Consider the following 12,243-nt stretch of genomic DNA (forward strand, 5'->3'; position numbering starts at 1 on the left):
GATTATTCGTCCGCGCGCGGCCGGTGATGCACGTACTCGACAATCGTGCCGTCCGGCAGGCGCGCATTGAAACAGGCGCCGGTGGGCACCTCCACCGGGCCGAAGAAGATCTCGGCCCCGGCGGCCAGCAGCCGCCGGTGGTAAGGATAAATGTCATCGACCAGCAGCGTGCCGACGGTGCTGCGGAAAGGGCGCAGCTGCTCTTCCGACCCTTCCAGAATCAGAAACGGCCCCACCGCCGCCAGCACCAGCCGATGCTCGGGAAAGTCGAAGCGCATATCCGCTTCCACGCCGTGCAGCTGCTCGTAGAACGCGATGGCACGGTCAATCTCGCCTTCGTCGACGTAGACCCGAATCAGCACGCGCGGCTCGCGCCGCGATGAAGAGTCGGCGGTTTTGCGCCAGAAACCGGCTTCGGTCAGTTTTGCCGTCATGTTCATCTCCTTGCGGGGTGTCTGCCGCTTATCATGCCGCCATTTTCCATCCGAGTTTGGATCGAGTTGGCATAAGCTAGCCGCGCCGGTAATAACCTGTTCACTGGGCATGAAAGAGGGAGCTCTGTTTGTGATTCTTGTCACGGCCTGCGCTTTTATTATTATTCAACATTGATAATGTCATCGCGTGATTATTGATTAACACAATGGAGTTAATCGTTCGCATCATGGTCGCTATAAAGCAAACAGATTCAAATAATAAAGAGGATGGGATTGTAAGGCCGATGAAAGGGAAGATACCGACTATTTATAAGAAAGGATTAAGTTTTGTTTATTAACGTATTTATAAATCACGTGGCTTTGGTTTCTTTTATAAAAAGAAAAAGTGCCGAATAAATTTGGTTTATTTATTAAAAACAAAAAGTTGATTTATTTTCATGTCGTTCACGCGCGGTGAAAAATGCCTGGTTCGTTCTCCCGGCGCCGTTTTCAACGGCCGTTTGACATGTCCGCAGCTTGCGATAATTTTATGTCATTAACATGTTAATGAGTTGTTGTTGTGACGGATGGCCAAATTCTCCCTTGGCCGAACGCTTAACGCACTTATGCCATGGCGGGTCGCCATTCATAAGTTAACTTATGGACCAATGACGCTATGAATACATCGCCAGGGCCACGCGGAACATTAAGTGAAGAGAACCGGTTGCTGATTATTTTATTTTTTGTCTTCGGCTGCGTGTTCGTCGATCGCCTCACCATCTCGTTTCTGTTTCCGATGATTGCCGCCGACCTTAAGCTGAGCAACGTGCATCTCGGCACGCTGTCGGCGGTGTTGGCGTTAACCTGGGCGCTGTCCGGCGCGGGATTGGGGGCTATCGCCGATCGCTTTAATATCCGCAAACCGATGCTGATCCTGTCGATCCTGGTGTTTTCGCTGTTCTCCGCGCTGTCGGGGCTGGTCAGCGGCTTTGCCATGTTATTGATCTTCCGAGCGCTGATGGGGATCGCCGAAGGGCCGGTGTTGCCGATCGCCCAGTCGCTGATGGTGGAAAAATCGCAGCCGCAGCGCCGCGGTTTCAACATGGGTTTGATCCAGGGCGCGGCGCCGGGGCTGCTGGGCGGCATTATCGCGCCGCCGCTGATCATCTATCTGGCGCAGAAGTGGGGCTGGAGCATGGCGTTTCATCTGACCGCCGTGCCGGGCATCATTCTGGCGTGGCTGATCTATCGCTATGTGAACGGTAAAAAGGATCCCGCCTTTATCGCCGCGCCGGCGGCCGGCAAGGCGGCGGACAAAGCCGCTTACGGCGAGCTGTTCAAAATCAAGAACGTGGCGCTGTGCATTCTGATCTCCTGTGTGTTCGTCACCTGGTTCATGATCATCATTACCTTCACCCCTAACTTTTTGGTGACCGACCGCGGCTTCGGCGAAGGCACGATGGGCGGCATCATGAGCGCCATCGGCGCCGCCTGGGTCTTCTGGGGCGTGGCGGTACCGGCGATCTCCGATCGCCTCGGCCGCAAACCGACGCTGATCTTCTTTTCGCTGTTGGCGGTGTGCTGCCCGCTATTCCTGAGCTACGTCGACAACCCGTGGCTGCTGGGCGTACTGGTGTTCCTGTCTTATACCGGCCTTGGGTGCTTCACGCTGTTTATGGCCACCATCCCCTCTGAAACGGTGTCGCCGGCCCGTATCGCCACCGCGTTGGGGCTGGTGATGGGGATCGGCGAGGTGATTGGCGGCTGTCTGGCGCCGTTCATCGCCGGGCTGATCGCCGATCGCTACGGGTTGGTCAGCGTGATGTGGCTGGCGGCTGCCGGCGCCGTCTGCGCCGGCGTACTGAGTTGTTTTCTCGATGAAACGGCTCCTGCCGTGGTGAACCGCAGAGCGGTGAAACCGGCGGGCGTCGTCGACGTTTAAAGCGGCTTTCATCCCATTAATCAAGGAGAGCGAAGATGTCAGCAGAACCATCCGTACTGAATCAAAATGCCGAACCGGACTGGAAGAATTACGACGATTTCGCGCGCGGCATCGACACCAACCGGCTGCCGGGCACTCAGGACTGGCGCGGCAAAACGTTGCAGATCGCCTTTGAAGACCGCGGGGAAATCACGCTGCGCTTCAGCGCCGATCGGCAGCGGGTGCTTTGGGCCTGGGGCGGGGAGAGCGGCGAGGACGCTTATGAAGAGGTGCAAACCTCCGCCGCACGCTATTTCTTCAATATTCCGCTGCAGTCGCCGGGCAACGAGTGCCTGACGCTGGTACTCAATCGTGACAGCGGCCGGGCGCTGCTGGTGCGCAGCACGCTGTTGCCGGAACTGACGGTGGAAAAGGGCTCGCGCCTCAAGCAAAGCTTCCACGTCGGCCGGATTGCCGGCATCGCACCGGGCGGCGTTGCGCCGCATCTGACCCGCGAGCTGATCGGCTATCGTACGCTGAACGTCTACAGCCCCAACCATTACTACGAACACTTCTACGTCAACACCGAGCGCTATGCCTGGCAAAACCTGCGTGGCGAACAGTTCGGTCACGGCGACATGGACTATGCCACCTACTACAAGTTTGAGGACGAGATGTTCCTGTTCACCTTCCGGGAAAAGATTATCCCGGTGTGCTCGGTATTCTTCTTCGATTTTATCTCCGGGCGCTGCACCGGCACCTTCCTCGGGCTGGACGCCGCCGGCCGGGTGTTGGTGTCCCCGGCCGGGGCATTCATCAGCAAGATGAGCTACAACGCCTACCCGGAGGGCGTGCAGCCGCTGTGAGTCAGGCGTTTCTGACCAGCGATCCGGCGTTGATCTCCGCGATGGATTTCGCGCCGGTGAGCGTCATGGCCACGCGCATTTCCTTGTCGATCAGATCCAGCAAGTTAGCGACGCCGGCTTCGCCGGCCGCCGCCAGCGCATAGACGAAGGCGCGCCCCAGCAGCACGCTGTCGGCGCCCAGTGCGATCATGCGTACCACGTCCAGGCCGCTGCGGATGCCGGAGTCGGCCAACAGGGTAATGTCGCCTTTCACCGCGTCGGCGATCGCCGGCATGGCGCGCGCGGTCGACAGCACGCCGTCCAGCTGGCGGCCGCCGTGGTTGGAAACGATGATGCCGTCGGCGCCGAAGCGCACGGCGTCTTTGGCGTCCTCCGGATCCAGAATGCCTTTGATGATCATCGGGCCGTCCCAGAATTCGCGGATCCACTCCAGATCTTTCCAGGAAATCGACGGATCGAAGTTGGCGCCCAGCCAGCCGATGTAGTCTTCCAGGCTGGTCGGTTTGCCGCGGTAGGCTGAAACGTTGCCCAGATCGTGCGGCTTGCCGAGCAGGCCGACGTCCCAGGCCCACTGCGGATGGGTAAACGCCTGCAGCACGCGGCGCAGGGCGGCGTGAGGGCCGCTCATCCCCGAATGGGCGTCGCGATAACGGGCGCCCGGCACCGGCATGTCGACGGTGAACACCAACGTTTTCACGCCGGCGGCCTTGGCGCGCTCCAGCGCGTTGCGCATAAAACCGCGATCTTTGAGCACGTAGAGCTGGAACCACATCGGCCGATCGATCGCCGGCGCCACCTCTTCGATCGGGCAGACCGACACGGTGGACAGGGTGAACGGAATGCCTTTTTGGGCAGCGGCGCGCGCGGCCTGCACTTCACCGCGGCGGGCGTACATGCCGGTCAGCCCCACCGGCCCCAACGCCACCGGCATCGCCAGCTGCTCGCCGAACAGCGTGGTTTCCAGGCTAAGTTCGGACATATTGCGCAGTACGCGCTGGCGCAAGGCGATATCGGCCAGGTCTGCGGTATTGCGCTTCAGCGTATGCTCCGCGTAGGCCCCGCCGTCGATATAGTGAAACAGAAACGGCGGCAGTTTGGCCTGGGCGGCAGCCCGGTAGTCGGTTGACGCGGAGATGATCATAGTGTTTACCTTCTTGTCTTGCTTGCGATAACGAGTTGTCGGTCAGAGCGTGAGGATCGCCGCCATACCGGCCGCAATCCCGCCGTACGCCAGCATCGGCAGCACGGTCTTTCTGATGATTTTTCCTTCGGCGTTGCCGATCCCGAGAATCGAGCAGACCGCGATAATATTGTTCAGGCACACCATGTTGCCCATGGCGCCGCCGACGGACTGCAAGGCCAGTGTCAGATTGACGTCGAGGCCGCTGCTCTGGGCGATCGACTGCTGAATGCCGCCGAACGTCAGGTTCGAGACGGTATTGGAACCTGAGAAGAACGATCCCAGCGCGCCGAGGAATGACGAGAACAGCAGCCAGCTGTCGCCGGTCAGCGCCGCCAGCGCTTTGCCGATCAGGATCACCGGCGCGTTGTCGCCGCCCTGCATCATCAGGTTGACCATCACCAGCGCGCCGAACAGGGCGATAAAGGGCCGTGCGATGCGCCCGCCGGTTTCACTGAACATCTGCCGCACCTGGCCGCCATTCAGCCGGAACAGCGGAATGCACAGCAGCACCACCAGCAGGAACGGGATCAGCGCCGGGACATACAGCGTTTTGTAGCCGGCGGCGGCGGAGGTGCCCAGCACCTGTTGCAGTTCGACGATCAGCGCCCGGCTGACGCGCAGCTCCCCGAGCCAGCCGAGATTTTCCTGCCACAGCAGCGCGGTGTTGTTGAGCAGCGCCTTGAGGCCCAGTTGGTGAACGCGTGTCACTATCAGAATAGCAATCAGCAGCAGGGTCGGGGTCATGGCCTTGACCACCTGCAAGAACGGCACCGCTTGCTCGGTGCTCTGCGGTTTGTCGCTGCTGGCGAGGCCGATGCCGCCGCGCGCCAGCAGCACCGACAGCGCCAGGCCGATCGCGCCGCCGACCAGCGCCGGGAACTCATAGTTCACCTGGGCCAACAGCAGATAGGGCACGGTGCAGCTCAGTACGCTGAGCAGGATAAACGGCAGATTGCGGCGGATATCCCGCCAGGAAACGATAAAGCGCAGCGCCAGCAAAGGAATGACGAAACCGGCGACAAAGTGGATCAGCGCGGTTTGTCGGCCGATCTCCAGCAGGCTGGCGTCCGACAGGCCGAGATTGGCGAAGCCGAACCAGGTGGGGGTGCCCACGGCGCCGAAGGAGACCGGCACCGAGTTCATCACCAGCGTCAACAGAGCGACGCGCAGCGGGTTGAAGCCCAGCCCGACCAGAATCGGCGCGGCGATGGCGGCCGGGGTGCCGAAGCCGCTGGCGCCCTCAATCATAAAGGCGAACGCCCAGCCGATAATCATCAGCTGGGCCACGGGATTGGGGCTGATGGTTTCCAGCCAGCGGCGCACCACGTTTTCCGCGCCGCTTACCTGCATCAGTTTGTTGAGCAGGATGGCGCCGGCGATGATGGTGATCGGCGTCAGCGTCGACACCAGCGCGGTGATGATATGGGCATGCAGCAGCCGCAGCGAGGCATCGAACCACAAGAGCTGTACGGCGTACACCACGGCGGCCGTCAGCGGCAGGGCGAGGTAAGAGGGCACGCCATTCCTTTTGGTCATCATCCAGATCAGCAGGATGATGGGCGCAATACTGAAAAGCAGGGGCATAAGATCCTCAGGGTTATTATTTTTATGGGCAGAGAGATGTAGCTGAAAGGTTAATTACCGCAACATTTTTATTCTAATCACAACGTTGGCGACGATGCCATGCGGTAATTTTTTAACATCAGCGAACGGCGCCGCCGGCGGGGAAAACGTCGGTGTGAGGGGTTAAATTAATGTGTTTAAAATCAGACTAATAGAAGTGGTTTTTGTGTGATGAATGCGCGAGTTCACATTAATTAAGCGGTAATGTTCAATAGATTATGTCCAAAAACGCCGTAATCCCCATGGCATTTTCCGGCCATGGAGAAATAATCAGAGCAGAAAACTCAAAAGTAATGGCTGATATTTTGGTAGGAACCGATGATATGTTCGATCAGCAGGCGAGTTTTTAACGGCAGATTGCGGGTGTAAGGATAGACGGCGTAAATGCCCAGCACCTTGCCGCAGTGGCCGGCCAAAATCTCCGTCAGTTTTCCGTCCTGCAAGTCTTCGTACACCATGCAGCGCGGCACCATGGCGATGCCGTGACCGCCGATTACCGCTTTGCGGATCGCTCGCGCATTGTTGGCCGACAGGTTGCCGTTAACCTGCAGCTCGTAGATGTCGTTGCGCCCTGGCCGCTTCATCAGCCAGTTGGCGGTGCCGCTCTCCTGGTAGGTGTAGGTCAGGCAGTTGTGGCTAAGCAGATCGTCGGCGCTGCGCGGTTCCGGGTGGCTTTCCAGGTAGCCCGGCGAGCAGACGATCACCCAGCGGGAATCGAAGATCGGCCGGGCAATCAGGCTGGAGTCCGGCATGGTGCCGGTCCGGATCGCCAGATCGATGCCTTCTTCCACCAGATCGACGAAGCGGTTTTCCAGCCGCATTTCGACCTTTAGGCTGGGATGCTGGGCGCAAAATTCCGCCACGCTTTCGCTCAGCAGCAGCTCGCCCGAAATGGTTGGCACCGACATGCGGATGGTGCCGGTCAACTCTTCGCTCTTTTCGCTGACGGCGTACAGCGCCTCCTGCACTTTGGCGCCGATCTCTTTGGCCTGCTGGTAGAGCGCCTGGCCGCTTTCGGTCAGCGTCAGGCTGCGGGTGGTGCGGTACAGCAGGCGGGCACCCAGCGATTTTTCCAGCCGCCCGATGCGTTTACTGACCACCGAGCTGGTGATGCCGGCGCTCTCCGCGGCCTTGCTGAACGACCCGCAGTCGACAATCAGGGCAAACAGAATCAGGTCGTTGGCGTATTCGTGAGTGGCGAGCATAATCGGCTGTTCCCTTCAGCGGCAAGTGGCGCCAGTGTAAGTCTCTCGTTTCAATAAGCAATCATCAAAATGCCCCCGACGCCGAAATCAGAGGCTGCGCGAACAATGAGAATTCGTCTTGATCTCATTCTCGCGCCGCTTACAATGCCTGCCAGATCGCGACTTCAGAGGTTTTTTCATGGAACTGCTACGGGTGGTTTATCACCAGTATCGTTGGCCCTTTCTGGCGGTGATGGCATTGACCATGACCAGCGCTGGCTTAGGCATCGGTATCATTGCATTTATCAATCAATACCTGATGGACGCCGGCGGCGATGCATTGGCCGTGCTGCCGATGTTTCTTGCCCTGCTGGCATTGCTGATGGCGGTCACGCTGGGCTCGCAATTGGCGCTGACGACCTTGGGCCATTACTTCGTCTACCGCCTGCGCGGGCAGTTAGTGAAGCGCATCCTGGATACCGATATTGAACGTCTCGAACAGCTAGGCAGCGCTTCATTATTGGCCAGCCTGTCCAGCGATGTGCGCAATATCACCGTCGCCTTCGTGCGCTTGCCCGAACTGGTGCAAGGGGTGATTTTAACCCTGGGATCGGCGGCCTATCTGGGATGGCTGTCACCGAAAATGCTGGCGGTGACGGCGGTTTGGGTCGCCATCACCGTGGTGGGCAGCGGTTGTCTGGTCTCGCGGGTTTATCGCCATATGGCCAGTTTGCGCGAGTCAGAAGAGCGTCTCTATCATCATTATGAATCGGTGATTGACGGTCGTAAGGAACTGACGTTGAACCGCAAGCGAGCGCAGGCGCTGTACGAACAGGCCTATCAGCCTGATGCGCAAGCTTACCGCTACCATATCATTCGCGCTGATACCTTCCATCTGAGTGCGCTCAACTGGTCAAATATCATGATGTTGGGGGCGATCGGGCTGGTGTTCTTTATGGCCAACAGCCTGGGATGGGCGAACTCGACGGTAGCCGCCACGTATTCCCTGACGTTGCTGTTCTTGCGCACGCCATTACTGCAGGCGGTCGGAGCGTTTCCGACGCTGGTCAGCGCCGAAGTCGCCTTCAACAAGCTGAAGACGCTGCGCCTGGCCGAGTACCAACCGGCGTTCCCTGCCGCCACCGGCCGTGCCTGGCAGACGCTGGAACTGCGCGACGTGGTTTTTCACTATGCGGATACGGAACAGCAGCCCGGTTTTGCCGTCGGGCCGCTCAATCTGACGCTGCGGCGTGGCGAGCTGGTCTTTTTGATCGGTGGCAACGGCAGCGGCAAGTCAACGCTGGCGATGCTGCTGACCGGGTTGTACCGGCCGGTGAGCGGGCACATCGTTGTGGATGGCATCGCCCAGACCGCAGCGGATATGCCGGATTATCGTCGGCTGTTTTCGGCGATTTTCACCGATTTTCATCAGTTCGATCGCTTGCAAGGGCCGGAAGGTGGCGAACCCGATGCGGAGTTGGTCGCCGTCTGGCTCGAGCGCTTGAATATGAAAAGCAAACTGCAGTTCGACGGCGACAGGGTGACCAACCCGCAGCTGTCGCAAGGGCAGCGCAAACGTCTGGCCCTGCTGCTGGCGGTGGCGGAACAGCGCGATATCCTGCTGTTGGATGAATGGGCCGCGGATCAGGATCCGCAGTTCCGGCGTATTTTTTATCGCGAGCTGTTGCCAGAGTTGCGCGCGTTAGGCAAAACGGTATTCGCCATCAGCCATGACGACCACTATTTCGAACACGCCGATCGGTTGCTTGAGATGCGCTCCGGCCAGCTGCGCGAACTGACCGGCTGCGAGCGTGAACACGCCAGCCGAGACTCCGTCAGTCGAATTGGCTAATCCTCGCCGGCCCGGGCGAAACCCAAACGGGCCGGCGCTTCTCCTCATGCGATTCAGTACGTCGCTTCATTTTCATCCTCTTCTTCAGCGTCGCCTGTTGCCGATTTGGCTTATGACCAGTCAAATGATTTAGTGACTAATTATTTACCAGTGGTTTAATTTTAGCCATTAAAGGTGTGACACACTGTATGTTCGTTCGCCTATCAATACGCGTTATCGGCTGCCGATAACAGTGGTATCCACGGTGCCGTGCTCATTGATACTGCAATGCAGGTATTTGGGTAGCAGTGATTTTTTAAATATCCATAGGAACAAACTACTTTATCGATCGTTAAAACAGATCAATAATCATCGTTTGAATGGTTTAATCTATTGGTTAGGGGCGCTGTGGTGAGCAAGGATGGATCAAATATCAAACGTAAGGCATGGCTATGCGTGTTTATCGGTTGTGGGCTGTTCTGGCTGCTAACCGCTGCCGTGATTTACTGGCTACTGATTAAGTAAGCTGAGCAGGAAGACGATTGGTGAACAAAAAGCAGGCTAAAAATCGTGAGGGCGCTCGGCGTCGCGCGCAGTCCAAAATTCCGCCTTCATGGGTGCTGAGCGATGAGCAGCGCGCCTTCATTGAAGATTTGTGGCAGGATAACGCCCCTGAGGCGGAGCGACCTATCGCCCAGCGGCGCTAACCGATCAGGCGGCTACGGCCGGCCAATGCGCCGAACAGCATTTGCAGGAGAGTCAGACAGAGCAACACGATCAGCGGCAAACGCCAGCCTTCCGTCAGGTCATGCAGCAGGCCGAACAGGGTGGGGCCCAAGGCCGCCAGCAGATAACCGACGGATTGCGCCATACCCGATAACAGCGTCGCCTGGTGATGATGCTGACTGCGCAATCCGAAGAACGACAGCGCCAGCACCAGCGAACTCCCCGCGCCCAACCCCGCGAACGTCAACCACACCAGCGAGCTGGCGGGTTGCACCAATAATCCCCCGACGCCGATAAAGATCAGCAGAGAACTGCCCAGCGCGATCGCTCGCTGATCGCGCGCCCGCGGCAAAATCACCACCATCACAAAGTTGGCGACGATCGCCACCACCTGATACACGAACAGCTCGAAGCCCGCCTGCTGAGCCGAGGTGCCGTGGCTGGCGGCAAAGGCGCTGAACCAGCCGATAATGGTGTAAAAAGCAATAGATTGCAGCCCCATGAACATCGCCACCTGCCATCCCAGCGCACTGCCCCAGGGAGAACGATAGCGTTGCGGCTCCGTCGACAGCGGCTCTTTGACTGCGGGCGTGGCGGGGCGTCGCAGCTGTGGCAGCCACACCAGCAGCGCCAGCAGCGCGGGCAACCCCCAGCACAGCAAAGAGAACCGCCAGCCGAGATCGCCCAGCGAAGCCAGCGGCACCGCCAGGCCGGAGGCGATGGCGGCGACCAGCGACATCACCGCCGCATAGGCGGCGATCATGGCGGCGGCGCGATGTGGGAAATCTCTTTTCACCAGCGTCGGCAGCACTACGTTGGCGAGGGCGATGGCGGCGCCGATCAGGATGCTGCCCAGCCACAGCATGGCGTCTTGCGGCAGGGAACGCAGCGCAATGCCGCAAACCAGCAGCGCGAGGGCGAGGCCCAGGGTGCGCTCGATGCCGATGCGTTTCGCCAGCGCCGGGGTCAGCGGCGAAAGAACGGCGAACAGGATTAGCGGCAGCGAGTTGATCAGGCCGGCGGCGGTGGCGGATAACGCCAGCTGTTGCTGGATCTGCTCCAGCAGCGGGCCCACGCTGGTCAGGGCGGCGCGCAGGTTGGCCGCGATCAGCATGATGCCGACGATCAGCAGTACCGGGCGATGTAAACGGCGGCGCGGGGTTAAGCTGGATGATGGGGATGAAGCGGGTTGCGGCATGGGTTCCTCGCACCAGGGCATGCAGTCAATCAGCGCTGCATGGCGTGATGCGTTGATTGACGTTAACGCTTACGTACCGCCAAATTGGCGGTATCCGATCGCAAGTGTAGGGAAGATGCTTCACGCTGACAAGGGGAGGGGCCGGCGCGATAGGGGCGGTTAATCCCCGTCGGTGACAGGATAATTGCCATTATGTGATCCTGGTCACTGAGTGAACTAAAAGTCCTGGCGCGGGGCGGGCCATGCGCCGCTTTCACTTCTCTCTCCCCTCATGCGGCTGCTCTCCGGCGTGCGCGCTTGTCATGGCATTTCACTTTGCCTCCATTCCGCTTCCTGACTTTTCGATCTGTTTCGATTCGAAAGGTTTTTTGGCGATTTTTTTGCTAAAACGGGGCTGTAAGCCCGATCACAATTTCATTGCTTTCGCTTTGCTGTAATGCCAGCGCAGTAGAGCGAAAGCCATCTTCTCCCCGGCGATGCCGGAAACCTGAGGACCGCAGCTCATGCCAGTGAATACCGCAAAGCGACGTGAACACATCATCGATCTGTTATGCGAGCACGGCAGCGTGCGCGTGGAGCAGCTCAGCAAACAGTTTGCGGTATCCACGGTGACGATCCGCAACGATCTGCGCTTTCTGGAACGAAAAGGGTGTGCGCTGCGCGCTTACGGCGGCGCGATGCTCAATCAGCAATTCGCTTTCGATCGGCCGTTGCGGGACAAAGGGCGGTTGAATCGCGACGTCAAAACGCTGATCGCCAACGCGGCGGCCGGCTATGTGCGCGACGGCGATGCGCTGATCCTCGATTCCGGTTCCACCACCGCGCAGATCGTGCCGTTCCTGAAGGGGCGGCGCGATCTGGTGGTGATGACCAATGCGCTGAACATTGCCTACGAGCTTTCGGGAAACGACGGGGTGGAGGTCATGGTGCTGGGGGGCAGCGTGCGCCGCAACTCTTACTCGCTCTACGGTCCGGCTGCCGAGCAGCAATTGCGTCAGTACCGATTCGACAAGCTGTTTTTGGGCGTCGACGGGTTCGATCTGAGCGCCGGCATCACCACGCCTCACCCCGGTGAGGCGCACCTCAATCGCGTAATGTGCGAGGTGGCACGCGAGATTATCGCGGTGGCGGATGCCAGCAAATTTGGTCGCAAGAGCTTTTGCATGATTCGCGAAGCCGGACAAATCCATCGGCTGATCACCGACAGCCGTCTTCCGGACGATTACGAGCGGGCGTTAACCGAGCTGGGCGTGGAGGTCATCATCGCCGATCGGTAGCAGGGCGCCTGCATGGGGGCT

11 protein-coding genes are annotated in these 12,243 nt (G+C 59.2%); 6 read left to right on the forward strand and 5 right to left on the reverse strand.

Annotated features, from left to right (window positions below; translation table 11 throughout):
* Positions 1 to 2: 2 nt before the first annotated feature.
* Positions 3 to 434, reverse strand: a complete 432-nt coding sequence (locus tag AC6BYQ_RS21115; RefSeq protein ID WP_019455685.1) for a VOC family protein — start codon at positions 432 to 434, stop codon at positions 3 to 5.
* Positions 435 to 1,137: 703 nt separating this feature from the next.
* Between AC6BYQ_RS21115 and AC6BYQ_RS21120 the strand changes: the two genes are divergently transcribed.
* Both AC6BYQ_RS21120 and AC6BYQ_RS21125 read left to right on the forward strand, forming a co-directional pair.
* Positions 1,138 to 2,355, forward strand: coding sequence for an MFS transporter (locus tag AC6BYQ_RS21120; RefSeq protein ID WP_197668320.1), 1,218 nt, complete (start codon positions 1,138 to 1,140; stop codon positions 2,353 to 2,355).
* Between the two features lie 35 nt (positions 2,356 to 2,390).
* Positions 2,391 to 3,200 (forward strand): MoaF C-terminal domain-containing protein, encoded by an 810-nt coding sequence (locus tag AC6BYQ_RS21125; protein WP_498057500.1) that lies wholly within the window; start codon positions 2,391 to 2,393, stop codon positions 3,198 to 3,200.
* 1 nt (position 3,201) lies between these two features.
* Here the strand turns inward: AC6BYQ_RS21125 and lldD are convergent, their stop codons facing one another.
* The 3 genes from lldD to AC6BYQ_RS21140 form a co-directional block, all read right to left on the reverse strand.
* Positions 3,202 to 4,341, reverse strand: a complete 1,140-nt coding sequence (gene lldD, locus AC6BYQ_RS21130) for an FMN-dependent L-lactate dehydrogenase LldD (RefSeq protein WP_498057501.1) — start codon at positions 4,339 to 4,341, stop codon at positions 3,202 to 3,204.
* A gap of 42 nt (positions 4,342 to 4,383) precedes the next feature.
* Positions 4,384 to 5,967, reverse strand: a complete 1,584-nt coding sequence (locus AC6BYQ_RS21135; RefSeq protein ID WP_498057502.1) for an L-lactate permease — start codon at positions 5,965 to 5,967, stop codon at positions 4,384 to 4,386.
* A gap of 323 nt (positions 5,968 to 6,290) precedes the next feature.
* Positions 6,291 to 7,211 carry a LysR family transcriptional regulator gene (locus tag AC6BYQ_RS21140; RefSeq protein ID WP_019455690.1) on the reverse strand — a complete coding sequence of 307 codons (921 nt, stop codon included), beginning with the start codon at positions 7,209 to 7,211 and terminating at the stop codon, positions 6,291 to 6,293.
* 178 nt (positions 7,212 to 7,389) lie between these two features.
* Between AC6BYQ_RS21140 and AC6BYQ_RS21145 the strand changes: the two genes are divergently transcribed.
* From AC6BYQ_RS21145 to AC6BYQ_RS21155, 3 genes are all read left to right on the forward strand, one after another.
* Positions 7,390 to 9,042, forward strand: a complete 1,653-nt coding sequence (locus AC6BYQ_RS21145) for a multidrug ABC transporter permease/ATP-binding protein (protein WP_025160229.1) — start codon at positions 7,390 to 7,392, stop codon at positions 9,040 to 9,042.
* A gap of 387 nt (positions 9,043 to 9,429) precedes the next feature.
* Positions 9,430 to 9,546, forward strand: coding sequence for a YmiA family putative membrane protein (locus tag AC6BYQ_RS21150; RefSeq protein WP_071532867.1), 117 nt, complete (start codon positions 9,430 to 9,432; stop codon positions 9,544 to 9,546).
* Between the two features lie 20 nt (positions 9,547 to 9,566).
* The gene (locus tag AC6BYQ_RS21155; protein ID WP_162832803.1) at positions 9,567 to 9,728 is read left to right on the forward strand and encodes a YciX family protein; all 162 of its coding nucleotides are present in this window, start codon (positions 9,567 to 9,569) and stop codon (positions 9,726 to 9,728) included.
* On the opposite strand, the gene AC6BYQ_RS21160 is transcribed toward AC6BYQ_RS21155, so the two are convergent.
* Positions 9,725 to 10,945, reverse strand: a complete 1,221-nt coding sequence (locus tag AC6BYQ_RS21160; RefSeq protein ID WP_019455693.1) for a CynX/NimT family MFS transporter — start codon at positions 10,943 to 10,945, stop codon at positions 9,725 to 9,727. The genes AC6BYQ_RS21155 and AC6BYQ_RS21160 overlap by 4 nt on opposite strands.
* Positions 10,946 to 11,448: 503 nt before the next feature.
* On the opposite strand from AC6BYQ_RS21160, the gene agaR reads away from it, so the two are divergent.
* Entirely contained in the window at positions 11,449 to 12,222 is a 774-nt protein-coding gene (gene agaR / locus AC6BYQ_RS21165) for a transcriptional repressor AgaR (RefSeq protein ID WP_004931804.1), read from the forward strand.
* The last annotated feature ends 21 nt before the right edge of the window (positions 12,223 to 12,243 follow it).

This window comes from Serratia sp. LTN-2, assembly GCF_059740205.1.